We start from the raw sequence: 24,311 nt of genomic DNA on the forward strand, positions 1-24,311 counted from the left end.
GTCGGTTCCCCCTCTTGTGTCGCCCCCCGTTTCACGCTGCCCGTTCCACCCTGCCACGGAAACGCGCGGGGGCGCCGCCGTCGCAAAACCCGGCGCACGCGGCGTATTCCGCCGCATCACGGCAGAGCGGGCCGCCTCCGTACAGGGAACGGCCCGCTCCGCACGGACGGAAGGGGGTGCGGGCGGAGGGACGGCCGGGGCCCGCCTGGAAAGACGGGCGGTGAAGCGCCGTGCGCCCGGGGGTTCAGACCGTCGCGGGAGGGCTCCAGCCGGGGTCGCGGCCCGTGACGGCGAGGACCCGCTCGAAGGCGGAGGCGCCGTCCGGGAGGGGGAAGGGCTCGCCGAAGACCTTCATCCTCCGTGCCGTGGGGGCCAGCGCTCCCAGACTCTCCTCCAGCAACGGCACGCCGGGCCCGTACGGGGCGTATTCCCGGCCGGTGGCGCGTGCGAGGTCCCAGGCGTGCACGGTCAGGTCGCCCAGCACCATCCCGCCCACCGTGCGCTGCGGCAGCCCCATCCCCGGGGAGGTTCCCTCCAGCGCTCCGGGTGCCGACCAGACCTCCACCAGGCGTGCGGTCTCCTCCTCGAATCTCGTGCGCCAGCCGCCCTCGCCCACGTAGTCGGGCGTGGCGGAGAAATCCGCGCTTTCCCTGACGGCGAGGGCCTGGAAGTTGACCACCACGAGCAGAAGATGATTGAGCAGGGCGCGCACGTCGTACTCCGCGCACGGCGTGGGGGCGCCGAGCAGTCCGTCCTCCACCTCGCGCACGACGGGACGGGCCCGGCGGGCGGCGCCCTCCAGCAGACCGGCGAAATCGTCTCTCATGGCCGGGACGCTACGGCCGCCGCAAGGACCGCGGCTTGAACAAACGCGACACCGCCGGGCATAGGATCGCCGTCATGGCAGGTGGGCACCCTCAGGAGGGTCCGGTGCCGCCGGGCCGGCGCCCGGGCCCCGGCGGACAGGAAGGGCAGGACGGGCAGGACGGGCAGGACGGACCGTACGGGCGAGTGCCCCGGCGGGACACACGGGGGATTCTGGGCGCGTCCGAGCTCTTCTCCCGCGTCCGCTTCCGGCGCCGCCCGGCCGCCGCGGCGCTGCGCCCGCACGTGGAGCACTACTGGCTGATCGACTGGGATCTTCCTGCGCCCTGTCTCTCGCAGGTCGTGCCGCACCCGTCGGTGAATCTGGTCTTCCAGCGCCACGGTTCGTCGCCGCCCGCCGCAGAGGTCTCGGGCGTGGGCCTCGGGCTGTTCTCGATCACGCTGCAGGGCACGGGCCGGGTGTGCGGCGTGCAGTTCCGTCCCGGCGGTTTCCGCCCGTTCCTGCCCGCGGAGGACCGCCGGCCCCTCTCGGCGCTGACGGGTGTGCGGCTGCCGCTCGGCGCCTGCTTCCCGGCGGCGCAGGACACACCGGAGGCCGTCCTCACGCCCGAGGACGAGGACGCGAGGGTCGCCGCCGTGGACGAGTTCCTGCTCGCTCTCGGCCCGGCGGCGGACCCGGCCGCGGAGCGTGCGATGGAGCTGGCGCACCGGGTGCGCACCGACCGCGGCATCCGGCGCGTCGGCCAGCTCGCCGACCGCGAAGGGATGTCGGTGCGCGCGCTGCAGCGGCTCTTCTCCTCCTGCGTCGGCGTGAGTCCCAAGTGGGTGATCCTGCGTTACCGCATCCACGAGGCGCTCGAGGCGGCTGCCGCGCGCCCGGGACCGGACTGGGCACGTCTGGCGGCGGAACTGGGCTACAGCGATCAGGCCCATCTCGTACGGGACTTCACCGCGACGGTGGGCGTCCCGCCGTCCGAGTACGCCCGTGCCGCCGGCGTCAGTTCTTGCTCGCCCCCAGGGTGAGCCCCGCGATGAAGTGCCGCTGGAGCAGCAGGAAGACCAGCAGCGTGGGGAGGGCCACGAGGACGGAACCGGCGGCCAGCAGGTTGTAGTCGGTGAAGAACTGGCCCCGCAGGTTGTTCAGCGCGGAGGTGATGGGCAGTTTGTCACCGTCGGAGACGAAGACGAGCGCCCACAGGAAGTCGTTGTACATCCAGGTGAACTCCAGGGTGCCCAGGGCCGCCAGGGCGGGGCGGCACAGCGGGAGGGTGATGCGCCAGTAACGCGTCCACACTCCGGCGCCGTCGACGATCGCCGCCTCCTGGATCTCCTGCGGCAGGGCGCGCATGAAGTTGGAGAGCACGAAGACGCAGAAGCCGAGCTGGAATCCGACCTGCGCGGCGAGCACGGCCCACAGCGAGTCGTACATCGTCATCGAATCCGACATCCAGTACGGCAGCGGCACCCGGTTGAAGAGCACGTACAGCGGGGTGACGATCACCTGCTGCGGCAGCAGGTTGCCCGCGGTGAACATCACCAGGAGCAGCAACTGTCCGCGAAGGCGCAGCCGGGCCACGGCGAAGGCGACGAAGGAGGCCAGGAAGAGCACGATGAGCACGCCGGGCACGGCGACGAGCAGCGAGTTGACGAAGTACTTGGTCATGCCGGAGTCGACGAACGCCTGCCGGTAGTAGTCCAGGGAGAGGCTGCTGGGCAGGGAGAAGTAGCCGTCCCTCGCGGTCTCCTCGTACGGCCGCAGGGAGGCGTAGACCGCCAGCAGAAGCGGCGCGAGGAAGGCCAGTGAGACGGCGGCGAGGAAGAGGTGCGTGCCCCAGCCGCCCCGGCGGGCGGTGCCCCGCCCGGCCGGCGCAGCGGGCGGACGTGGCGGGAGGACGGACGGCGTGGCCTCTTGCGAGGCGGCGGGCGGCGCGGTCATCGCTCACGCTCCCCTCTGAGTTCGTGGACCAGATACGTCACGATGAACCCCAGCGAGACGACGAGCAGCACGGTGGCGATGGCGGAGCCGTAGCCGATGCGGCTGGCCTCGCCGACGATGTTGTCGGTGACCAGGACGGAGAGCAGCTCCAGCCCGTTGCGCCCCTTGTTGACGGCGTAGACGATGTCGAAGGCGCGGAGTCCCTCGATGACGGTGATGACGCCGACGACGACGTTCACGGGGCGCAACGTGGGAAGGACGACCGAGAAGAAGGTCTGCCGCTCACTCGCCCCGTCGATGGACGCGGCCTCCTTCAGCGTCGGGTCGACCGCCTTCAGGCCCGCCAGGTAGAGGATCATCACGTAGCCGACGTGTCTCCACGCGGCGGCCAGCAGGATCATCCAGATGTTCAGGCCGGGGTCGCCGAGCCAGTCGACGGGGTTGTCCTGGCGGCCCAGCACGGCATTGAGGGCGCCCTGGTCGCGGGAGAAGACGAGCTGGGCGATGAATCCCACGACGGCCAGCGAGAGCACCACCGGCATGTACAGCGTCGACTGGTAGAAGCGGCTGAAGCGCACCCCTCTGTCGACGAGTACGGCCAGCAGCAGCCCGAACGGGGTGGCGACGAGGCCGAGGAAGGCCAGCCAGAGCAGGTTGTTGCCCACGGCGGGCCAGAAGGGCGGGTAGTCGGTGAAGAGGCTGTGGTAGTTGTCCGTCCCGACCCACGACAGCTCCGAGAGGCCGTCCCAGTCGGTGAAGGAGAGCGCGACGGAGGCGAGGGTGGGGCCCCAGACGACGACGAGGTCGATCAGGACCGGTATTCCCAGCAGCAGGCCCAGGACGGCGAGGTCACGCGGGGAGTAGCGGCGCGTGCCCCGGCGTCGGGCGCGCTGCGCACTGCTGTTCTGCACGGGCGCGTCGCTTTCCGGTCAGTCGGTCTTGAACATGTTCTTCTTCTGGCTTTCGATGTCGCGCAGCAGGCCGTCGATGTCGTCGGGTTCGCCGACGAACCGCTGGATGGCCGGGATCATCACCGTCGAGGCGAAGTCGGGGCGGGTGTCGCGGTCCATGAACTGACTGATCTGCTTCGCCCCGGCGACGAGTTCGGCCGCCTTCTTCTGCAGGGCGTCGTAACCGCCGGTGTCGGCCTTCTCGTTGACGGCGATGTTGCTGGGATCGCCGTCGAGATAGGCCAGTTCGGCCCGGGGCGTGGCCAGGAAGGTCAGCAGTTCCTCGGCCGCCGCGGTGTTCCTGGCCTTCTTCGACATCAGGAATCCGTCGATGGGGGCCTCGACGGCGTCCGTTCCGACCGCGGGATCGATCTCGGGGAAGGGGAAGAAGTCGATGTCGTCCCTCTCGTCCACGGGGAACTGCTGGCCGGGGTGCGGGAGTCCGAAGACGGCCATGCCCGACTCCTTCCCGGCGAGGGTCTGCGCGGCCTCCTGCCAGGTACGTCCGTTGGCGCCCTTGTGGTGGTAGGGCATCAGGCCGCGCCACAGGTCGAAGACGTCACGGACCCGCCTGGAGGTCCAGGACTCCTTGCCGCGCATCAGGTCGAGGTGGAAGTCGTAGCCGTTGGCCCGCATGTTGAGGTAGTCGAAGGTGCCCATCGCTGGCCAGCCGTCCTTGTCGCCGAAGGCGATGGGAACGAGGCCGTCCTTCTCCATCTGCTTCGCCAGGGCGCGGAACTCATCCAGTGTGCGGGGGACTTCGTAGCCGTACTTGTCGAAGACGCTCTTCCGGTGGAAGACGGCCCACGGGTAGAGGTAGAAGGGCACGAAGTACTGCTTGCCGTCCTCGCCCGTGGCCTGCTTCTTCATCGCCGGGCTGAACCCGTCGAAGTTCTCCCACAGTCCGCTGATGTCGCTCAGCAGGCCCTGCTCGGCGAAGAAGCGCATGCGGTAGCCGGCGAACCAGGTGAAGACGTCGTCCGGGCTGCCCTTGAGGTAGCGGTTGATGTTCTCCTGGAACGACTCGTGGTTGACGGTGTTGACCTCGACCGTCTTCCCGGACTTCTCCTCGAACGCGGCGAACGCCTTGGCGTACGCCTTGCGGGGCACCGCGTCCGAGGCGTTGGACCCCATCGAGACCGTCTTTCCGTCACCGCCCGGACCACCGCACGCGCTCAGCAGCGTGGGCAGTGCCAGGGCCCCCGCGCCGGCGGCGGAGCCTCGCAGCAGAGATCGCCTGGAAGGGTCGGAAGGACCGGAACGGCCCGGTATGGAACTCTGGTCGAGCGATGACTGTGCCATGACCTTGCACCCTCCTGGCGTCGAACCGCACAGAAACGAACGCGAGGAGAGTGATGACACTCCACGGTCAAAGCGCCGTCAAGGCCGCCGACCGGAGTTATGACAACAGTTACAGCACCGAGTCCAACTGAGTCCAACATGTTCCAACATCACGCGGGAGAGGGGACTCCGGTCCGTCAGCACCGCTGCGGGCCCCAACAGGCCGCCGCCGCTCCGATGAGTCCCGCGTCCGTACCCATCTGAGCGGGTGCGATCTCCAGCCCCTTCACGAACGACAGGGTCGCGAAATCACCCAACGCCCGCCGCAGCGGCGCGAAGAGGACCTCCCCCGCCCTGGCGACACCTCCGCCCACGACGGCTATCTCGACCTCGACCAGCGTCGCCGTCGCGGCGATTCCGGCGGCCAGTGCCCGTGCTGCACGCTCGAACGACGCTGTGGCCACCGGGTCCCCCCGTCGGGCCGCGGAGGCGACGGCGGCTGCGCTGGCGTCCCCGTCGGCACCGGGCCGCCAGCCCCTCTCCAGGGCCCGCCGGGCGATGTTGGGGCCGCTCGCGATGCGTTCGACGCAGCCGCGTCCGCCGCAGGGGCAGCTGTCACCGTCCAGGTCCACGCTGATGTGCCCGATGTGGCCCGCGTTTCCGCTGGGGCCGGGGTGGAGTTCACCGCCGAGCACGAGCCCGCCCCCGACACCGGTGGAGACCACCATGCACAGCGCGCCGGTACGCCCCCGCGCCGCGCCCTGCCAGTGCTCGGCCGCCGCCATGGCGACCCCGTCGCCCACGAGTGTGACCGGCAGCCCGCCCGTGAGCTCCCGCACGCCCTCGGCCAGTGGATACTCGCGCCAGCCGGGGATGTTGACGGGCGAGACCGTGCCCGCCTTGGCGTCGACCGGGCCCGCGCTGCCGATGCCCGCCGCGCGGGCGTGCGCCATGTCCGGGGACGCGGCGAGTTCGTCCAGGACCCCGGCGACCGCGGACATCACCTGATCCTTGTCCCCCCGGGGCGGAGTGGGGCGCTGTGCCCGTACGATCAGTGCGCCGGCCCTGTCCACCAGTGCTCCCGCGATCTTGGTACCGCCGATGTCGAGCGCGACCACGAGGTCCGAGTGCATGGGGCGATGTCTCCTGGGGGACGGGGCGGGATACCCGCCCCCGGCCGGGAACGGTCGGGAATCAGTCTGGCGGCTGGTGACAACGTTGTCCAGACTCCGTGCGGGCGGGCTATGCTGCTCGCGGCCCCTGCACAGTCCCGGAGAGGGAATCGACCGCCGTGCCCCAGACCGCGCGCTCCGCCGCCGCCCGTACCCCCCAGCACCGCTACGGGAACAGGCCCACCATGAAGGACGTCGCCGCCCGCGCCGGCGTCGGCCTCAAGACCGTCTCCCGGGTGGTCAACGGCGAGGCGGGAGTCTCCCCCGACACCGAGCGCCGCGTGCAGGAGTCGATCGCCGCGCTGGGCTTCCGGCGCAACGACAGCGCCCGCATCCTGCGCAAGGGCCGCACCGCCAGCATCGGCCTCGTACTGGAAGACCTCGCCGACCCGTTCTACGCACCGCTCAGCCGAGCCGTGGAGGAAGTCGCCCGCGCGCACGGCGCGTTGCTCATCAACGGCTCCAGCGCCGAGGACCCGCGCCGCGAGCAGGAACTGGTCCTCGCGCTGTGCGCCCGCCGGGTGGACGGACTGGTCGTCGTCCCGGCCAGCGACGACCACCGGTATCTCCAGCCGGAGATCGAAGCCGGGGTGGCCACGGTCTTCGTCGACCGCCCACCGGGGCACATAGAGGCCGACCAGGTACTCACCGACAACTTCGCGGGAGCGCGCGAGGGCGTCGCTCATCTGGTCGCACACGGACACCGGCGCATCGGGTTCATCGGGGACAGGCCGGGCATCCACACCGCAGACGAAAGGCTCCGCGGCTACCGGGACGCGATGGCCCGGGCCGGGCTCCCGGTCCACGAGAGCTGGACGGCGCCCGGAGGGACGGACCCGGAGCGCGTACGGGCCGACGCCGAGCGCATGCTGAGCGGTGACGAGCCCGTCACGGCGCTCTTCGCGGGCAACAACCGGGTGACGGTGACGCTCGTGAGGGTGCTGGCCGCGGCGGACCGTCCCGTGGCACTGGTCGGGTTCGACGACTTCGAACTGGCCGACCTGCTCTCGCCCGCCGTCACCGTCGTCGCCCAGGACCCTGCCCAACTCGGACGCACGGCCGCCGACTTGCTCTTCCGCCGGCTGGACGGCGCGAACGACCCGCCGCGCCGCATGACGCACCCGACCAGACTCGTCGTCCGGGGCTCGGGGGAACTGCCACCCTCCGGATAGGCCCCGCCCGCCGAGGCAGGGAGCGCGCGTCCCCGCTGCTGCCGTGCCGTTCACGCCCCGGCACGCGCCAGCCGCGCGACTCACCCCCGAGCGCGGCGGGTTCAGCAGACCGGAAGTCCGGGGACGGGCCTGTCGTTGTCGCCGCCCCTGATGTAGACGACGCTGACGTCGACGTTCGTGTTGCCGCTGTCGTCGTCGGTCCTGGCCCACCAGACGTTCGTCCAGCGCCCGGAGGTCTCACGGTGCGGGAGCTTCCTCTGGCAGTAGAAGTAGTTGGTGCCGGCGTTGAGCTTCCCGGCCGGCTCGTGGGCGGCGTCGTAGGAGGTCGCCGTCTTCCACACCGAGCAGTCGAACTTGCCGCCGCCCCGGGGGTGGCACGTGGGAAGCGGGGACTGCCCGCCGCCGGTGGAGCCGCCACCCTCCGCGCCGGTGCTTCCGTCCGTTCCCCCGGGTTCCGTGCCGCTCCCGCCGCCGTCGCCGCCGTCCCGCTCACCGGACGAACCGCCGGCCGCAGCACCGGGTTTGCCCCCCTCCTCCCCCCGGCCGTCCGGAGAGGGATCGCTGCCCTGGGACCTGCGGCCTTCGTCCTTCTCCCCGCCCTGCTCACGCGGGTCCGCGCTCCCGGTCCGGGCCGCCCCCTTCTCCGCCCGGACTCCGTCCTCCCCGGCGTCCCCGGTCATGAGGGCCCAGGTCACCGACGCACCGGCGAGCACGACAGCGCCGACAGCCGCGGCGACGACGGCCCGGCGGCGGCCGACCGCCGCTGACTCACGCGTGGGCACGGTGCCCCGGTCGGTGTCCGGGGCACCGTCCGGTCGGTGGGGCTCCGGCGCGTACGGGCCGCCGAAGCCGCCCTGCGCACCGGGGTGTCGCCCGGGACCTCCGGCTCCTGCGCGGGGGACCGGCCCGGCTTCCCCGCCCTGCTGCTGACCGGGGGCCGGCGTCCCGGGGAAGAAGGAGCCCTGCGGGGTGTCCTCCCGCGCCGGACGCGCGGCACCGTGCTCGGCCGGGCGGTGCGGCGGCTGCCCGGAAGCCGCGTCCGCGCGAGGCGTGCCGCCCTTCGTGAGCCGGACGGTCCCGGAGTCCGCCGGCGGTGCGGCGCCGGCCGCCACCGCCTCCAGAAGCTCCGCGGCACGTGGGGCGTCCGGGCGGCTGCCGGGGTCCTTCTCCATCAGCCGGACCAGAACCGGGGCCAGTTCGCCCGCCCGCCGGGGCTCGGGGAGAGGATCGACGACGATGGCCGTCAGCGTCGACCACGTCGAGGTCCGGCGGAAGGGGGCGCCGCCCTCGACGGCCGCGAAGAGGGTCGCGCCCAGGGCCCATACGTCACAGGCCGGGCCCAGGGGCTCGCCGCGGGCCCGCTCGGGCGCCATGTAGTCCAGGGAGCCGATCAGTTCGCCGCTGCCGGTCAGCTGCGTGGCGGCGCCGTCGTCCGGCTCCTCCACCGCGGCGATGCCGAAGTCCGTGAGGACGACGCGCTCCGTGCCGTCCTCCAGCAGTACGTTGCCGGGCTTGACGTCGCGGTGCAGCACACCGGCCCGGTGGGCGGCGGCGAGGGCGTCCATGACCCTGGCGCCGACGGCGGCGGCCTCACGCGGTGCGAGCGGGCCGCGTTCGCGCAGCACGTCTTCGAGTGAGCGGCCCTCGACCAGTTCCATCACGATGACGGGGCGTCCCTCGTGCTGGGCGACGTCGTGCACCGCGATCACCCCGGGGTGACGCACACGGGCCGCTGCCCGGGCCTCTCGCTGCATCCGGGTGCGCAGATCCTCCAGTTCGCTCCTGCCTGCGTCGGTCCAGGTCCGCAGCTCCTTGACCGCGACCTGCCTTCCGAGCACCTCGTCGGCCGCGCGCCAGACCACGCCCATGCCGCCGCGGCCGAGCCTTCCTGTCACGCGGTAGCGCCCGGCAAGGACCCGGCCCGCCCCCTCCGCGTCGTGCTCCGGCCTCTGCTCCCCCGGTGTCGGCACTGCCCGTCCCCTTCGCCGCTCGCTCAGGGGGACAGCCTAGAAGCTCGGTCCCTGGGGGCGGTGGCTGCCCGTTGAGGTCAGGGCCGCTCCTCCTCCGGTCCGCTCGTGCCGGGAGCCTTGCCGTCGCCGGCGCGCAGCTGCGTTCCCACGTCGAGCTCCGCCCGTTCGTTTGCGAGCAGCCGCAGGGCCTCCGCGTCGCTGATCGTCCGGCGCGGGGTCACCAGGCTGACCAGCACACCGACGATCAGTGCCACGACGAGCGAGGGGATCACCGGGTTGCCCCAGTATGCGGTGAGGGAGTCGCTGACATTGACGGTGGTGGCCGCGGCGGCACCGCCGATGATCGCACCGAGGCCACCCTGCCAGGTGGTACGGCTCCAGAACTTGCCGAGCAGCGCGGCGATCAGCAGGCCGGTGAGCACCGTCGCGATCATCGTCGTGATGTACTCGATGATCGTTTCTGCCAGCAGGGCTCCCGTCAGCGCCAGGGCCAGCACCGCAACCAGCGCGATCCGTGAATAGGTCACCATGTTGTGTGCCTGCGGCAGCTTCCCGGTGACCATCTGGACGACGTCGCGCAGGAATATCGTCACGCCGGTGATCGCTTCGGAGTCCCCCGAGGACATGGTCGCCGAAAGTCCGGAGACGAGCAGCAGCGCGCCGATCCACAGGGGAAAGACATCCGTGGCCAGAGCGGGGAAGGCCAGGTCGGGGTTGTCCATTCCCGGACTCAGGGTTTTCGCGGAGAGCCCGACTATGGGCGGGGCCATCGCGAAGGCCGCGAACAGCACTCCGACCAGCGCGAAACTGCGGCGCGCTGTCCGCGTACTGTTCGCCGAGTAGATGCGCTGCCTGTGCGAGGGCGTGGCGAGGACACCGACCGCGATCACCACGGCCAGCGAGATCGCCGGCATGGTCCCCAGTGCCTCCATGCCGAGGAAGGACGTCGCCTCGGCAGGCGCCTTCTCGTTGATGGCGCCGAAGCCGCCGGCCTTGTCCAGTGCGAGTACGGCGATCACGGAGAATCCGATGAACAGGATGGTGCCCTGGACCATGTCGGTGACCACGACCGCCATGTAGCCGCCGATCACCGTGTACAGGCCGAAACCGACCGCGACCACGACCTTGGCGAGGACCATGTTCATACCCGTGAGGTAGGACAGGTACAGCGCTCCGCCCAGAATGTGCGCGCCGAGCCAGCCTATCGTCGCGAGGAAGAGGACCACGGCGACCGCGCCCTTGATGACCCGGTTCGCTCCGTAGTAGAAGCTCATCTCTTCCGGGAACGTCATGAAGCCGTGCTCACGGGCGTCGGCGAACAGCCAGAGCAGCAAGAAGATGCCCACCGCGCCGCCCAGTCCGTACAGCGCGCCTGCCCAGCCGTTGGTGTACGACAGGCTGACAGCACCGAGACTCGATCCGGTGCCGACCAACGTGGCCAGCGCGCTCCCGGCGACCAGGGGCGTGGTCAGCCGCCGTCCGGCGAGCAGGAAGTCTTCCCCGGTGCGGTTGCGGCGGGCGACCCAGACACCCAGGCCGAGCATGAGTACCAGCGAGCCGAAGAACGCGAAGAGGTATACGGGATGGGATTCGGCGGTCATGTTCATGGGCGAACCTTCTGTTCGTCAGGCAGTGGAGCTTCTCTCGATCGGCAGCAGGACGCCCACCGTGCTTTCGGTGGCGACCCCGTCCAGCGCCGCGTACGCACCGTTGACCAGTACGGCCCCGACGTGTTCCGGGGACCGGCGCGGAGCCGCGAATGTCGCGTGATCCTCGATTCGTTCAGGACTGGCGACGACCAGGTCAGCGGCGGCACCCGCTCGGATGACGCCTCTTGCGGGAATCCGGAAGCGCTCGGCCGGCAACGCGGTCATTCGCCGGGTCGCTTCCTCGAGGGTGAGCAACCCGCGCTTGCGGACGTATTCGGAAAGCACCCGGGCAAAAGTGCCGTACATTCGCGGATGGGTGTACGGCGACTGAACGGGCAGGCCGTCCGACCCGATCAGGGACCACGGCCAGGAGAGAGCGGTCGTGACATCGCTTTCGTCCATCTGGAACATGACGACCGTGAGTTCGCCGTGCTCCTCGGTCATGAGCCGGCAGAGGCATTCCGCGGCGTCGATCCCGCGCTCGTCCGCCACGTCGGACAGCCGGGCGCCCTCATAGGCTTCGTTTCCGGGCTGCCGGAAACCGGCCAGCAGGATGCCTTGCGCACCCAGCGCGTGGAAGCTGTTCTCCCGCTGCTCCCACGGCCGGTACATGCTTGCCACGATCCTCGCCCGTTCCGAGGGCTTTTCCAGCGAGGCGAGCAGACCCGGAACACCGTCCGCGAGCGTCCAGTTCGGAAACAGCGCCGCGGCGGTCGTACTGCCTGCCGTGTACGGGTAGACGTCGGCGGTGATGTCGATTCCCTCGGACCGCGCGGCGTCGAGCAGAGCCAGGATTTCCGGCATGCGGCCTCTGTTGCGCGGCGACACCACTTTGAGGTGACTCAGCTGAACCCTGACCCCGCTGCGCCGTGCGATGTCGAGCAGTTCGCGCAGGGAGCCGATGATGTCGTCCCCCTCGCTGCGGACATGGGCAGCGAGAATCCGGCCGCGGGCAGCGACGCCGCGCGCCAGCGCAACCAGTTCGGCGTGGTCGGCCACATCGCCCGGTGCGTACATCAGGCCCAGCGAAAGGCCTGCCGCGCCCCGTTCCAGCGCCTCGTCCAGATCATCTGTGGCGCGGGCGAGTTCACGGGCGTCCAGCGGCCTGCGGGCGTATCCGGAGACCGAGGCGCGCAGTGCTCCGTGCGGGACCAGAGCCACGGCGTTCGTCCGCAGCCCGGCCGCGCTCAGCCGGTCCAGGTACTCCGGGAAGCTTCTCCAGGGCAGCGCGTCCGGGAAACGGCCGAGGACCGGCCCCGAATACGACGCCTGCATCTGCGGGTCGGTGGCGACCGGTGCGCAACCGTGCCCGCAGTTGCCGATCACATCGACCGTCACACCCTGCATGACCTTCGGCTCGACGCCGCCCTGCCTCAGCAGCGCCAGATCGTCGTGTGCGTGCACGTCGATGAAGCCCGGAAAGACGACCGAACCTGAAATGTCGTGGATGTGGGCATCGATGCCGGGCGGGATGTCGGCAACGGCACTGATCCGGCCGTCCTCCACCAGCACGTCGGCCCGGCGGCGTTCGGCACCTGTTCCGTCGACGACCTCGCCGCCGTGCAGCAGGACACGGCCCGCGTTCACGCCGTCATTCCTTCCGCCAGCGCGGTGTTCGCCCGGAGCCGGTCCACCGCTTCATCGGCGTCGGTGACCACGGGGCCCGAATCGACGTCGGCGGACAGCGTCTTGACGCCGTTCCCGGTGAGCATGCACACCACGGTCTCCTCCGCGCGGACCGTTCCGTTCCCGCGCAACGCACGGACCGCCACCAGGCCGGCCGCGGCACCGGATTCGATGAGCAGTCCCTCCCGGTGCGCGAGCTGGGTCACGGCCTCATCCGCTTCGGCGTCGTCCACCGCCGTCATGGCTCCGCCCGTCTCCCGCACCAGCCGCAGGGTGTACGTGCCGTCGGACGGATAGCCGCGCAGCGGGTCGGATATCGCCGAGATCCGCGTCCGTACGTCCTGCCACGGGGCGACTTCCGCCGCGTCGCGGGCGAAGGCTTCCGCGACCGGAGCGCAGCCCTCGGCCTGAACCCCGAGGATCCGCGGCACCGCCGCCACCTCGCCGGAGTCGCGCATCTCCCGGTAGGCGGTCACGATGCCGTGCACGAGCGGGCCGGCGCCGACCGGCACCACGATCCAGTCCGGCGGGCCGGCCAGCTGGCTCGCCAGTTCGTATCCGGCGCTCTTCAGTCCGGCGACGGCGACCGGATTGACGAAGGTCGTGGTGAGATTGATCCACCCGAAGCGGCCGGCCAGTTCCCGGGCCGCGCGGAAGGCGTTGCTGTAGTCCCCGCGCACCCGCAGCACCGCTGCGCCGTGCGCGCGGGCGACGGCGGCCTTGCCCGGCGGAACCGCCTCCGGCATCAGTACCACCGCCGGAAGTCCCGCCCGGGCCGCGTAGGCGGCCGTCGAGCCCGCCGCGTTGCCGCTCGACGCACACACGACGGCGCTCGCCCGCTGCCGCACAGCCTGTGCCATCCCCACCGCGGTGGCCCTGTCCTTGAAGGAGCCCGACGGATTGAGGTGGTCGAGCTTGAAGACCAGGCGTTCGACGCCGCACCAGCCGGCCGCGCCGGCAGCCGGGACGATCGGAGTGTCGCCCTCCCCCATGCTCAGCCACGCGGTGTCCGGTGCGATCGGCAGCCGGCCCGTGTAGCGCCACATGCCCGGCAGGTCCGTGGTGTCCGGCAAGGGGTGCGCGGCGGCAGGGAGTACGACCGCCCCGCCACAGTGCGCGCAGTAGTCCGGGAACGCCATGTCCTGGGTGCGCCCGCACATGGTGCATCCGCCGGTGGCTGCGGTCGATCCGGGCTGTGTCAACTCATTCCTCCACGCCTGCTCACGGAACACGCTGAGGTGGCGGTACAGAACCGATCACTTGCATATTCTGCAAGTGCCTTGCGTATAATGACGCGAAGCTAGTCGGGTCGCCTTGACGCCGTCAAGAGCCGGCCCATGCCGGCAGGAAGTAGCGAGGAGAACGGATCCATGAGTGAGAGCCTCCGGCGCGGACTGAGAGTCCTTGCCGCGCTGTCCGACGAACCGGCCACCGCGAGCCGGATCGCGGAGTCCCACGGCGTCAGCCTCTCCACAGCCGTGCGGCTGCTCCAGCTTCTCGCCGAGGAAGGCTTCGCCAGACGTGACGAGACGGGCAGGTACCACGTCGGGAGCCAGCTGCTGCAGGTCGCCTACCACGTCGTCGCGGCGATGGACGTCCGTGAGGTGGCGGCCCCGATCCTGCGCCGGCTCAACGCACTGACCGGACAGACGGTGCACCTGGGCTATTTCGAGAACCCCACGGTCATCTACGTGGACAAGTACACGGGGAGTTCGCCGGTCCAGATGTACTCACGGATCGGCATGCCCGCACCGCTGCACTGCACGGCCATGGGCAAGGCGGTCGCCGCGTCCCTGCCGGAGGCCGAACGGACCGCGCTCGCGGCGGGTCTCGACTACCCGGTCAGCACCGACCGCACGATCACCAACGCTCAGGACTACCTCAGCGAGCTGGAGACCGTCCGGGAGCAGGGCTACGCACTCAACCTCGGTGAACACGAAGCGGTCGTCTCCGCAGCCGCGGCGCCGATCAGGCAACCGGACGGGCGCGTGCAGTACGCGGTCGACCTGGCCGTGCCGAACGTGGTCGTCGGCGAGGACGAGTTGCGGGCCTTCGTCCCGCGGGTGCTCGCGGCCGTGGCGGACATAGAGCGCGCCCTCGGATACTGATCCTCTTCGTCAGCTCCGCAGGGAAGTGCCGGTGCCCTGCGGAGCCGGGTTGCGCCCCGCGAGGTGATCCAGATCGGCACGGGTCATGCCGGAGTGCCGGGCGACCTCGCCGGCGGAGAGGGCGCCGCAATCCAGGCCGCGCAGCAGGTGGCTGCTCAGGGCACGGGCGGTGGCGGGCTCGTCCATCACCGCGCCGTCGCCGCCGGAGCGGCCGGCGTACGCGGCGAGCCGGGCCGCGGCGTCCTCCATGCCCTCACGGTAGAAGGCGTAGACGGCGGCGTAGCGGCTGGGCAGGTGGCCGGGATGCATGTCCCAGCCCTGGTGGTAGGCGCGGGCCAACGACCGCCTCACCAGCCCGTGATGGAGCCTCCACGCGTCGTGGACCTGCTGCCGCGACCCCGTGGGGACGACGTTGGTGGAGCCGTCCGAGAGACGGACGCCCGTGCCGGCGGCGGCGACCTGCATCACCGCCTTGGCGTGATCGGCCGCGGGGTGGTCCATGGACTGGTGGGCGGCGCTGACCCCGCATGCCGCGCTGTAGTCGAACGTGCCGTAGTGCAGCGAGGTGGCGCGTCCCGCGGCGGCATCGATCATGAGGGCGACAGTGGCCCGGCCGTCGGGTCCGAGGACGGACTGGGTGGTCTCGATCTGGATCTCGAAGCCCAGCCGTCCCTGCGGGAGTCCGCGCGCCCTCTCGAACTCCTCGCACAGCCGGGCCATCGCCGCGACCTGTTCGGGGTGGCTGACCTTGGGCAGCGTGAGGTGGAGTCCGGCGGGCAGGGGTCCTGCGTCCAGCAGAGCGGTGAGAAAGATGTCGAGGGTGCGGATGCCCCTCTCGCGCACAGCCGCTTCCATGCACTTCATGCGGATGCCGGCGTACGGGGGCGCACCGGCCTCGTCGCGGGCGTGGGCGATCAGCCGTGCGGCACGCTCGGCGTCGGCGTCCTCCTCCGCGTCGGAGCGGGCGCCGTAGCCGTCCTCGAAGTCGATGCGCAGGTCTTCGACCGGCTCCCGCACCAGTTTGGCGCACACCCGCTCGTACACGGGCGCGGCCAGCTCCCGTGACAGTCCGAGCGCGGACGCGAACGAAGCGGCGTCCGGGGCGTGTTCGCCGAGCAGGTCCCGTGCCTGCGCGCCCCAGCGGGTCACCGTGTCCGCCGCGAAGACATCAGCCGGGACGTAGACGGTGTGCACGGGCTGGCGGCTGCCCGGATCGCCCGGGTAGCGGCGGGCGAGTTCGGCGTCGACCGGGGCGAGCCGGGCAGCGATGTCCGCGCTCACGCCGCTTGTCAGGCTCGTGGCCACACTGCCGCGCTCGCTCACAGCGCCTCCTCTTTCCGCACAGCGGAATCAACAATTCGTTGAAATGAAGTTATCCGCGGCCCGCTCCACGGGTCAACCGTGCACGGCCCCGGGCGGAGCGAGGGAAGCAGCGCAGGACGGACGGCCGCTGCCAGGACGGAGAAGAACGTGCCCCGCCCCTGCGCCGCGGGCGCGGGAGCGGGGCACGCCTGCCGGGTGCCGCAGCACGGCCGGGCTTGGGCCTCAGCCCTTGCGGCTCTTGACCTCCTCGGTCAGCTTCGGGACGACCTCGAAGAGGTCACCGACGACGCCGTAGTCGACGAGGTCGAAGATCGGGGCCTCGGCGTCCTTATTGACGGCGACGATCGTCTTGGACGTCTGCATGCCCGCCCGGTGCTGGATCGCGCCGGAGATGCCCGCCGCGACGTAGAGCTGCGGGGAGACGGTCTTGCCGGTCTGGCCGACCTGGTTGGAGTGCGGGTACCAGCCGGCGTCCACGGCGGCGCGGGAGGCGCCGACGGCCGCGCCGAGGGAGTCGGCCAGGGACTCGATGACGTGGAAGTTCTCGGCGCCGTTCACGCCACGGCCGCCCGAGACCACGATCGCGGCCTCGGTCAGCTCCGGACGGCCCGTCGACTCGCGCGGCGTGCGGGAGACGACCCTGGTGCCGGTGGACTTCTCACCGAAGGACACCGGGAGCTGCTCGAGGCTCCCGGCGGCGGGGGCGGCCTCCGGAGCGGCGGAGTTGGGCTTGACCGTGATGACCGGAGTGCCCTTGCTGACGCGGGACTTGGTGGTGAAGGCGGCCGCGAAGACCGTCTGCGAGGCGAGAGGCCCCCCGTCACCGGCCTCCAGGTCCACCGCGTCGGTGATGATGCCGGAGCCGATGCGCACCGCGAGGCGGGCGGCGATCTCCTTGCCCTCCGAGGAGGAGGGCACCAGCACGGCCGACGGGGAGACCGCGTCGTAGGCGGCCTGCAGCGCGTCCACCTTGGGCACGACGAGGTAGTCGGCGAACTCGCCGGCGTCGGCGGCCAGCACCTTCACCGCGCCGTACTCCGCGAGCGTCTTCGCGGCCTCCTCGGCGCCGGGGCCGAGGTGCACGGCCACGGGGTCGCCGATGCGGCGGGCCAGGGTCAGCAGTTCGAGGGTCGGCTTGCGGACGGCACCGTCCACGTGGTCGACGAGGACAAGGACTTCAGCCATGGGGTTGCTCCTGCGGGAAGTGTGAGGCGGTTCTGGGGCGTGGGGACGCTCGGGCGGAGGCTCAGATGAACTTCTGGCCCGCGAGGTACTCCGCGAGCTGCTTGCCGCCCTCACCCTCGTCGGTCACGACGGTGCCCGCGGTGCGCGCCGGACGCGGCGTGGCTTCCTCGACCTTGGTCCAGGCGCCCTCCAGCCCGACCTCGTCCGCGTCGATGTCCAGATCGTCCAGGTCCAGGGACTCCACGGGCTTCTTCTTGGCCGCCATGATGCCCTTGAAGGAGGGGTAACGCGCCTCGCCGGACTGGTCGGTGACCGAGACGACGGCCGGCAGCGCGGCCTCGAGGTGCTCGGTGGCGGTGTCGCCGTCACGCCGCCCGTTGACCTTGCCGTCGGTGACGGAGACCTCGGACAGCAGGGTCACCTGCGGAACGCCCAGACGCTCGGACAGCAGCGCCGGCAGCACACCCATGGTCCCGTCGGTGGAGGCCATCCCGCACATCACCAGGTCGTAACCGGTCTTCTCGATCGCCTTGGCAAGGACGGCGGAGGTGCCCAGGGCGTCGGTGCCGTTCAGGTCGTCGTCCTCGACGTGCACGGCCTTGTCGGCGCCCATCGAAAGCGCCTTGCGCAGCGCGTCCTTGGCGTCCTCGGGGCCGACCGTGAGCACGGTGATCTCCGCGTCCTCGGAGTCGTCACCGATCTGCAGCGCCTGCTCCACCGCGTACTCGTCGAGTTCCGAGAGCAGGCCGTCGACCGACTCGCGGTCGGTCGTCAGGTCCTCGGCGAAGTGCCGGTCGCCGGTGGCGTCGGGCACGTACTTCACACAGACAACGATCCTCAAGCTCACGCCGGCTCTCCTACTGCTTGTCCTACGGTTCCGGCCCGTCGCCGGACCGGCACCCCGGTCGATATATTACTCGCCAGTACACACAGCGCGTACCCCGTTCTCAAGGCCGGGAACTGTGACCTTGCCAACGCCGGGCACGCCGGGGCACGGGCCCAACTCAATCACGGCGGCTGCGCGGCGCGGGCACGTGTGACCGCGTACCGTCACCGTGCCGACGGGGTCTCGTGAGCGTCAAGCAAGGCCCCCGGGATGCGAGATCAATCACGGCAGCTCACCGGGCACCCTCGTCCACGGCCGCACCGAGCGCGGCGATGACGTCGGCCCTGCGCGGCTGCCCGTAGGCGCGGCGGACCACACGGCCGGCGGCGTCGAGGACGAGCACGGCGGGGGTGCCCCGGATGTCCAGACGGCGCACGAGGTCCAGGCGCTCCTCCGCGTCGATCTCGGCGTGGGCGGCCCCCTCCACCATCGCGCCGACCTCCGTGAGAACGCGCCGGGTGGCCCGGCAGGGCTGGCAGAAGGCGCTGGAGAAATGCACGAGCGTCGCCCGGTCGCCGAGCCGTTCCAGGCCGAGCGTGGCCGCGTCCAGCGGTGCGTCCTCCACCGGTGCGCCCTCCTCCCCGCGTGTCACTGCGCTCTCCACCGTCCCTGCCCCCGCCGCCTGCCCGTCCGGTGCGCGCGGTGGAGCGGTCCTGTCCTGTCCTTGAGGACCTGGTCCCGGTCGCAGCCGACCGGGTCGGACTCGCTCACCGTCTCCTCATCCGGCGTACTGGTCCACCTTCGGTCCTCCGCAGGATTCACGCCCGCCGTCGGATCTGGCAAGCCCGTGACGACACGGCGCAGTGCGCCACGCTTCCGGCATGGGGCGGCTGACGGAGTCCGCGCCCGGTCAGGGCCGGGTGAAGGCCGTCTGGAGGAGGCCGGCGAGGAGGGCCGCGCAGGAGCCGTCGGGGTCCAGGTCGGGGTCGTAGATGGTGAGGTTGAAGCCGACGCAGCGTTCCGAGCGCAGCAAGGTCCCCAGCAGCGTGGCGAGTTCGCCGGGAGAGAGCCCTCCCGGGTCGGGGCTGTCGACGGCGGGCATGACGGACGGGTCCAATACGTCCGCGTCCAGATGCACCCAGAACCCCTCGGTCACGGGCACTTCGAGAGTCCTGAGAACCTCGTCCGCCAGCTCCCCGGCACCCCGCTCCCGGATCTCCCCCACCGTCGCGTTCGTGATCTTCAACTCCGTGAGTTCGGCCCGCTCTTCGTCGTAGTCCCGGAGGCCGAAGACCCGTACGTCCTCATCCTTGATGTACGGCCGCAGCCCTTCCAGATCCGTCAGGTCCGTCTGGCCGCGGCCGGTCGCGATGGCCAGCCCCTCACCGCCTGCGGCACCGATACGGCCGGAGTTCCCGGGGTGCCGGAAGTCCGCGGAACCGTCAATGACGGCGAGTCCGTACCGCCCGATGCGGCGGAGGGCGAGTGAGGCGCCGAGCTGGATCGAACAGTCCCCGCCCAGGACGACCGGGAAGTCCCCCGCCCGGACATGGTGCTCGATGCGGTCGGCGAGCTTGGAGGTGTACGTGGCGATCGCCCCGGCGTTGAACACGCCGTCACCCTCCCTCCAGCCGCCTCGGTCATAGCGGGGCGGGACGACGACTCCGCCCTCGTACGCCCCGAGTCGCTGCAACAGGCGCTGCTCGCGCAGCGCACCCGCCAGCTTGTAGCACCCGGGCACGGTGCCTTCGGCGGGCGGACGGAGCCCGAGGTTGGACGGGGCGTCGATGACGACTATGCGGCGCATGCGGCCATTCTGACGGCGCGCGGCGGCGCGGGCCACAGCGTTTCGCCGTCCGTGGAGGCAGAGCGGCCCCCGCCGGGTCCAAGGGCCGCCCGGGTGTCAGCGCCTGCCGGCGCGGAAGCCGTGGTGATCCTCCGTCGGCTTCCGGGCGGGTCGGCGGAGGCGGGAGCAGCCCGGCAACGGGCAAGGGGTAGTCAGGAGCGTACCCATGGGGAACCATCGGCGGCGGATCGAAGTTACGGATGCGTAGGTGGTTGAACGGACCTGGCGGGATCTCTCCCTCCCCAGGCACCGACAGGAAGGGCTTCCCGACATGGCAGAACTCGTCTACCCACCGGTGGTAGCGACGGCGCGCGCCTGGTTCAAGGCGCTCGACCTGCGCTTCGACATCGAGGGCACCGAGCACGTGCCGCAGCGGGGCGGCGCCCTTCTGGTGAGCAATCACATCAGCTATCTCGACTTCGTCTTCGCCGGTCTCACGGCCCTGCCCGCCAAGCGGCTGGTGCGCTTCATGGCCAAGGAGTCGGTCTTCCGGCACAAGGTGTCCGGGCCGCTGATGCGCGCCATGAAGCACATACCGGTCGACCGCGCGCAGGGTGAGGGCGCCTACCGGCACGCACTGGACGCACTCGGCTCGGGCGAGATCATCGGGGTCTTCCCCGAGGCGACGATCTCCCGCTCCTTCACCGTCAAGGACTTCAAGTCGGGGGCGGCCAGGCTGGCACAGGAGGCACGGGTTCCGGTGGTGCCCATGGCCCTGTGGGGCACGCAGCGGCTGTGGACGAAGGGCCGCAAGCGCGACTTCGGACGCAACCACTTCCCCATCAGCATCCGCGTCGGCGAACCGCTGCACGCGGGTGCGGACGAGCCGGTGGCGAGCCTGACCGCACGGCTGCGTACGCGCGTGAACGAACTACTGGAGTCGGCACAGCGCGCCTACCCCGCCACCCCCAAGGGCGACCACGACTCCTGGTGGCTGCCGGCCCACATGGGAGGCACGGCTCCGACCCCCGCCGAGGCCGCTTCCATGTAGCCCGTGCGGCGGGGGCGGTGCCTCGGGGCCCCGGTGAGGCGTCAGCGGCCCATTTCCTCGCGCAGGGCCGTCAGGAAGCCGTCGACGTCCTCCTCGGTGGTGTCGAAGGAGCACATCCAGCGCACGTCCCCCGCCGCCTCGTCCCAGAAGTAGAAGCGGTAGCGCTTCTGCAGTCGCTCGCTGACCTCGTGCGGGAGGCGGGCGAAGACGGCGTTGGCCTGTACGGGGTGAAGGATCTGCACGCCGTCGACGCTCTTGACGCCCTCCGCGAGGCGCTGTGCCATCGCGTTGGCGTGCCGGGCGTTGCGCAGCCACAGGTCACCGGAGAGCAGCGCGTCCCACTGCGCGGATATGAAGCGCATCTTGGAGGCCAGCTGCATCGACAGCTTGCGCAGATGCTTCATGGCGCGGACGGCGCCGGGATCGAGGACGACGACGGCCTCGCCGAAGAGCATCCCGTTCTTGGTGCCGCCCAGCGAGAGCACGTCGACTCCCACGGCGTTGGTGAAGGCCCGCATGGGCCTGTCGAGGGCCGCCGCGGCGTTGGCGATGCGGGCACCGTCGAGGTGGACCCTCATGCCGCGCTCATGGGCGTGCTCGCAGATCGCCCGGATCTCCTCCGCCGTGTACAGCGTGCCCAGTTCGGTGTTCTGCGTGATGGAGACGACCTGCGGCATCGCGCGGTGTTCGTCGTCCCAGCCGTACGCCTCGCGGTCGATGAGCTCGGGGGTGAGCTTGCCGTCCGGTGTGGGGACGGTGAGCAGCTTCAGTCCGCCGACGCGCTCGGGTGCACCGCACTCGTCGACGTTGATGTGCGCGCTCTCGGCGCAGACGACGGCACCCCAGCGGTCGGTGAGGGCCTGCAGCGCGATCACGTTGGCACCCGTGCCGTTGAAGACGGGGAACGCCTCGGCGCGGGAACCGAAGTGGCTTCGCACGGTGCGCTGGAGGTCCGCCGTGTACGCGTCGGCACCGTAGGCGGGCTGATGGCCGCCGTTGGCGAGCGCCAGCGCCGCCAGGACCTCGGGGTGCGCACCCGCGTAGTTGTCACTGGCGAATCCGCGGACCGCGGGGTCGTGGCGGCGCTTGGCGTCGGTGGTCACGGCTTCGGGGTCAGCCACAGGCGTGTTCCGTTCACTTCCTCGGCGGACTTGCTCCACGTCCCGGTGATGGCCTCTGCCAGGTCCTTGACGTCGGTGAAGCCCGCGAACTTCGCGTTCGGGCGGTCGGCCCGCATCTGGTCGTGCACCAGTGCCTTGACGACCAGGATGGCAGCCGCGGCCGGGGGGCCCGACTCGCCCCCGGCCTTGCGGAAGGCGTCCGCGAGCGCCATCGTCCACGCCTCCGCCGCCGCCTTGGAGGCGGAGTAGGCGGCGTTGCCCGCGGTGGGGTTGCTCGCACCCGCGGCGCTGACCAGCAGATACCGTCCGTCGCCGCTGCGCCGGAGCGCGCCCTCGAAGGCGAGGGAGGTGTGCTGAACCGTACGGATGAGCAGTTCGTGCAGGGTGTCCCAGTCCTCCAGGTCGGTCTCGGCGAACGTCGCGGACCCGCGCCAGCCGCCCACGAGGTGCACCAGACCGTTCACCCGTCCGAACTCCTTCTCGATACGGGAGGCCCACTCACGGGTCGCTCCCATGTCGAGCAGGTCGACGGTGTCGCCCGTGACCCTCGCCCCGCCGTGTGCGAAGCGGGCCGCGTCGACGGCCTGCGCGAGGCGCTCGGCGTCCGCGTCCGCGGCGACGACCGTGGCTCCCTCCTCGGCGAGCCGGAGCAGCGCCGCCGCCCCGGCGGGTCCCGCCGCCCCCGCGACAGCGACGACAGAGCCCTCGAGGGAGCCCCTGCCGTTGCCCTGGTACCCGCGTGCCGTCGAATTGCTCATCTGCTGTTGCCTCCTGGTCCTGGCGCGCCGGTGGTCACGCCCCGGCGCGCCCTCTCCCGTTCTCCGTCCGCGGCCGTCCGCGGCCCTCCGCGTCCGCCGCTCAGGCGGCGGCGAGGACCGGGGTGTCCGCGGTGATGCCCTTGGTCGATGCGATCACGGAACGGAGCTTCTTAGCGAGCGCCTCGTAGAACATGCTCAGCGGAAACTCATCCGGAAGCACATCGTCCACGAGCTTGCGGGGCGGCAGGCTCAGGTCGAGCGCCTCGGGCCCCTTGGCCCACGTCGAGCCGGGGTGCGGGGAGAGGTAGGAGGAGACCAGCTCGTACGCCTTGAACCAGTGCACGATCTTGGGACGGTCGATGCCCGCCCGGTAGAGGGTCTCGATCTCCTCACGCAGCCGGACCGTCACCCGGCGGGCGTGCTCCCAGTCGATGGAGAGCTTGTTGTCCCTCCACAGCAGCGCGTCGTGCTGGTGGAGGTAGGCGAAGAGGAGCTGACCGCCCAGGCCGTCGTAGTTGCGGTTGCGCTCCCCGGTGACCGGGAAGCGGAAGAGGCGGTCCAGCAGCACCGCGAACTGCACGTCACGTCCCTGCTGGTAACCGTCGGCCTCGAGTCGTACGCCCTCGTGGAAGGCGGTCAGGTCGCAGCGCAGCTCCTCCAGCCCGTACATCCAGAACGGCTGCCGCTGCTTGATCATGAAGGGGTCGAAGGGCAGGTCGCCGTGGCTGTGGGTGCGGTCGTGGATCATGTCCCACAGCACGAAGGTGTGCTGGCAGCGCGCCTGGTCGGCGACGAGTTCGCGGGCGGCGTCGGGGAGTTCCAGGCTGGTGACCTCGCAGGCGGCGTCGACGACGCGGCGGAAGCGGGCTGCCTCGCGGTCGCAGAAGATGCCGCCCCAGGAGAAGCGCGGGGGCGCCTCACGAACGGCGACGGTCTCGGGGAAGAGCACCGCGGAGTTGGTGTCGTAGCCGGCGGTGAAGTCCTCGAAGGTGATGCCGCAGAAGAGGGGGTTGTCGTAGCGGGTGCGCTCCAGCTCGGCGAGCCAGTCGGGCCAGACCATGCGCAGGACGACGGCTTCCAGGTTGCGGTCGGGATTGCCGTTCTGGGTGTACATGGGGAAGACGACCAGGTGCTGCAGGCCGTGCCTACGGTCGTGGGCGGGCTGGAAGGCGAGCAGGGAGTCGAGGAAGTCGGGGACGCCGAATCCGTCCCGCGCCCAGCGGCGCAGATCGGCGACGAGGGCCTCGAGGTAGGCGGCGTCGTGCGGCAGCAGCGGGGCGATCTCGCCCACGGCGGAGCAGACCTTCTCCACCTCGGCCTCCACGGCGTCGCGGGTGGGCGCGTCCTGTGCCGCGAAGTCGACCGAACCGTCCTTGGACTGGGCCGGACGGATGGCCTCCACAGCGTCCTTCAGTACGGGCCACGCAGGGTGTTCGATCACGCGCTCAGCGGACGTACCCCCGGTGTCCACGGCCCGGGACGAAAGAATTTCCGTCATGACTACCCCTCCACAGAAGAACCTGGCGTCTTCAAACCGTAGCCGGGCCGGGTCACGCTCTCAAGCGGAGAGGC

Annotated in this window: 21 protein-coding genes; 4 read left to right on the forward strand and 17 right to left on the reverse strand. The window is 70.9% G+C overall.

What is annotated here, in order from left to right; translation table 11 throughout:
• Positions 1-244: 244 nt before the first annotated feature.
• Entirely contained in the window at positions 245-826 is a 582-nt protein-coding gene (locus H343_RS0116910; RefSeq protein ID WP_037904043.1) for a TIGR03086 family metal-binding protein, read from the reverse strand.
• 74 nt (positions 827-900) lie between these two features.
• Between H343_RS0116910 and H343_RS0116915 the strand changes: the two genes are divergently transcribed.
• The gene (locus tag H343_RS0116915; RefSeq protein ID WP_078505765.1) at positions 901-1,848 is read left to right on the forward strand and encodes a helix-turn-helix domain-containing protein; all 948 of its coding nucleotides are present in this window, start codon (positions 901-903) and stop codon (positions 1,846-1,848) included.
• On the opposite strand, the gene H343_RS0116920 is transcribed toward H343_RS0116915, so the two are convergent.
• The 4 genes from H343_RS0116920 to H343_RS0116935 form a co-directional block, all read right to left on the reverse strand.
• Positions 1,823-2,761: a carbohydrate ABC transporter permease gene (locus tag H343_RS0116920; RefSeq protein WP_028432126.1), complete on the reverse strand. Its 939-nt coding sequence runs from the start codon at positions 2,759-2,761 to the stop codon at positions 1,823-1,825. The two genes, H343_RS0116915 and H343_RS0116920, sit on opposite strands and share 26 nt — an antisense overlap.
• Complete coding sequence (locus H343_RS0116925) at positions 2,758-3,672, reverse strand: carbohydrate ABC transporter permease (RefSeq protein ID WP_028432127.1); 915 nt, start codon at positions 3,670-3,672, stop codon at positions 2,758-2,760. Before H343_RS0116925 ends, H343_RS0116920 begins: the two co-directional genes overlap by 4 nt.
• Before the next feature lie 18 nt (positions 3,673-3,690).
• On the reverse strand, positions 3,691-5,013 hold the full coding sequence (locus tag H343_RS0116930; RefSeq protein ID WP_051265397.1) for an ABC transporter substrate-binding protein: 1,323 nt from the start codon (positions 5,011-5,013) through the stop codon (positions 3,691-3,693).
• 176 nt (positions 5,014-5,189) lie between these two features.
• On the reverse strand, positions 5,190-6,125 hold the full coding sequence (locus H343_RS0116935; protein ID WP_028432129.1) for an ROK family protein: 936 nt from the start codon (positions 6,123-6,125) through the stop codon (positions 5,190-5,192).
• A gap of 224 nt (positions 6,126-6,349) precedes the next feature.
• On the opposite strand from H343_RS0116935, the gene H343_RS0116940 reads away from it, so the two are divergent.
• The gene (locus tag H343_RS0116940) at positions 6,350-7,336 is read left to right on the forward strand and encodes a LacI family DNA-binding transcriptional regulator (protein ID WP_199778942.1); all 987 of its coding nucleotides are present in this window, start codon (positions 6,350-6,352) and stop codon (positions 7,334-7,336) included.
• 101 nt (positions 7,337-7,437) lie between these two features.
• Here the strand turns inward: H343_RS0116940 and H343_RS0116945 are convergent, their stop codons facing one another.
• The 4 genes from H343_RS0116945 to thrC all read right to left on the reverse strand — a co-directional run bounded on the left by H343_RS0116945 (position 7,438) and on the right by thrC (position 13,783).
• A complete protein-coding gene (locus H343_RS0116945) occupies positions 7,438-9,306 on the reverse strand; it encodes a serine/threonine protein kinase (RefSeq protein ID WP_028432131.1) in 1,869 nt (622 codons plus the stop codon).
• A 77-nt stretch (positions 9,307-9,383) separates the two neighbouring features.
• Positions 9,384-10,907, reverse strand: coding sequence for a sodium:solute symporter family protein (locus H343_RS0116950; protein ID WP_028432132.1), 1,524 nt, complete (start codon positions 10,905-10,907; stop codon positions 9,384-9,386).
• Positions 10,908-10,931: 24 nt separating this feature from the next.
• Positions 10,932-12,467, reverse strand: a complete 1,536-nt coding sequence (locus H343_RS0116955; protein WP_158679572.1) for an amidohydrolase family protein — start codon at positions 12,465-12,467, stop codon at positions 10,932-10,934.
• 71 nt (positions 12,468-12,538) lie between these two features.
• The gene (gene thrC, locus H343_RS31095; RefSeq protein WP_158679573.1) at positions 12,539-13,783 is read right to left on the reverse strand and encodes a threonine synthase; all 1,245 of its coding nucleotides are present in this window, start codon (positions 13,781-13,783) and stop codon (positions 12,539-12,541) included.
• Between the two features lie 168 nt (positions 13,784-13,951).
• Between thrC and H343_RS31100 the strand changes: the two genes are divergently transcribed.
• The gene (locus H343_RS31100) at positions 13,952-14,689 is read left to right on the forward strand and encodes an IclR family transcriptional regulator domain-containing protein (protein ID WP_037904045.1); all 738 of its coding nucleotides are present in this window, start codon (positions 13,952-13,954) and stop codon (positions 14,687-14,689) included.
• Between the two features lie 9 nt (positions 14,690-14,698).
• On the opposite strand, the gene H343_RS0116970 is transcribed toward H343_RS31100, so the two are convergent.
• The 5 genes from H343_RS0116970 to H343_RS0116990 all read right to left on the reverse strand — a co-directional run bounded on the left by H343_RS0116970 (position 14,699) and on the right by H343_RS0116990 (position 19,830).
• The gene (locus tag H343_RS0116970) at positions 14,699-16,012 is read right to left on the reverse strand and encodes a DUF6986 family protein (protein WP_028432134.1); all 1,314 of its coding nucleotides are present in this window, start codon (positions 16,010-16,012) and stop codon (positions 14,699-14,701) included.
• 222 nt (positions 16,013-16,234) lie between these two features.
• A complete protein-coding gene (locus H343_RS0116975) occupies positions 16,235-17,197 on the reverse strand; it encodes an electron transfer flavoprotein subunit alpha/FixB family protein (protein WP_028432135.1) in 963 nt (320 codons plus the stop codon).
• Positions 17,198-17,258: 61 nt separating this feature from the next.
• The gene (locus H343_RS0116980) at positions 17,259-18,044 is read right to left on the reverse strand and encodes an electron transfer flavoprotein subunit beta/FixA family protein (protein ID WP_078505771.1); all 786 of its coding nucleotides are present in this window, start codon (positions 18,042-18,044) and stop codon (positions 17,259-17,261) included.
• 271 nt (positions 18,045-18,315) lie between these two features.
• Entirely contained in the window at positions 18,316-18,675 is a 360-nt protein-coding gene (locus tag H343_RS0116985; protein WP_199778936.1) for a thioredoxin family protein, read from the reverse strand.
• 258 nt (positions 18,676-18,933) lie between these two features.
• Positions 18,934-19,830, reverse strand: a complete 897-nt coding sequence (locus H343_RS0116990) for an arginase family protein (protein ID WP_028432138.1) — start codon at positions 19,828-19,830, stop codon at positions 18,934-18,936.
• Positions 19,831-20,140: 310 nt separating this feature from the next.
• Here H343_RS0116990 and H343_RS0116995 point away from each other — a divergent pair, with 310 nt between their 5' ends.
• Entirely contained in the window at positions 20,141-20,860 is a 720-nt protein-coding gene (locus H343_RS0116995) for a lysophospholipid acyltransferase family protein (protein ID WP_028432139.1), read from the forward strand.
• 41 nt (positions 20,861-20,901) lie between these two features.
• On the opposite strand, the gene H343_RS0117000 is transcribed toward H343_RS0116995, so the two are convergent.
• From H343_RS0117000 to H343_RS0117010, 3 genes are all read right to left on the reverse strand, one after another.
• Entirely contained in the window at positions 20,902-21,981 is a 1,080-nt protein-coding gene (locus H343_RS0117000; RefSeq protein WP_028432140.1) for a threonine aldolase family protein, read from the reverse strand.
• A complete protein-coding gene (locus H343_RS0117005) occupies positions 21,960-22,739 on the reverse strand; it encodes an SDR family NAD(P)-dependent oxidoreductase (protein WP_028432141.1) in 780 nt (259 codons plus the stop codon). The genes H343_RS0117000 and H343_RS0117005 overlap by 22 nt, the downstream gene beginning before the upstream one ends.
• A gap of 100 nt (positions 22,740-22,839) precedes the next feature.
• Positions 22,840-24,237, reverse strand: a complete 1,398-nt coding sequence (locus H343_RS0117010) for a DUF6421 family protein (protein WP_037904047.1) — start codon at positions 24,235-24,237, stop codon at positions 22,840-22,842.
• Between the last annotated feature and the right edge of the window lie 74 nt (positions 24,238-24,311).

The organism is Streptomyces sp. TAA204 (genome assembly GCF_000424965.1).

Coding starts and splice junctions, on each gene's coding strand:
- H343_RS0116940 (WP_199778942.1), top strand. CDS start 6,350: ATGAAGGACGTCGCCGCCCGCGCCGGCGTCGGCCTCAAGACCGTCTCC.
- H343_RS0116935 (WP_028432129.1), bottom strand. CDS start 6,125: ATGCACTCGGACCTCGTGGTCGCGCTCGACATCGGCGGTACCAAGATC.
- H343_RS0116975 (WP_028432135.1), bottom strand. CDS start 17,197: ATGGCTGAAGTCCTTGTCCTCGTCGACCACGTGGACGGTGCCGTCCGC.
- H343_RS0116930 (WP_051265397.1), bottom strand. CDS start 5,013: ATGGCACAGTCATCGCTCGACCAGAGTTCCATACCGGGCCGTTCCGGT.
- H343_RS0116920 (WP_028432126.1), bottom strand. CDS start 2,761: ATGACCGCGCCGCCCGCCGCCTCGCAAGAGGCCACGCCGTCCGTCCTC.
- H343_RS0117010 (WP_037904047.1), bottom strand. CDS start 24,237: ATGACGGAAATTCTTTCGTCCCGGGCCGTGGACACCGGGGGTACGTCC.
- H343_RS0116910 (WP_037904043.1), bottom strand. CDS start 826: ATGAGAGACGATTTCGCCGGTCTGCTGGAGGGCGCCGCCCGCCGGGCC.
- H343_RS0117005 (WP_028432141.1), bottom strand. CDS start 22,739: ATGAGCAATTCGACGGCACGCGGGTACCAGGGCAACGGCAGGGGCTCC.
- H343_RS0116995 (WP_028432139.1), top strand. CDS start 20,141: ATGGCAGAACTCGTCTACCCACCGGTGGTAGCGACGGCGCGCGCCTGG.
- H343_RS0116950 (WP_028432132.1), bottom strand. CDS start 10,907: ATGACCGCCGAATCCCATCCCGTATACCTCTTCGCGTTCTTCGGCTCG.
- H343_RS0116990 (WP_028432138.1), bottom strand. CDS start 19,830: ATGCGCCGCATAGTCGTCATCGACGCCCCGTCCAACCTCGGGCTCCGT.
- H343_RS31100 (WP_037904045.1), top strand. CDS start 13,952: ATGAGTGAGAGCCTCCGGCGCGGACTGAGAGTCCTTGCCGCGCTGTCC.
- H343_RS0116915 (WP_078505765.1), top strand. CDS start 901: ATGGCAGGTGGGCACCCTCAGGAGGGTCCGGTGCCGCCGGGCCGGCGC.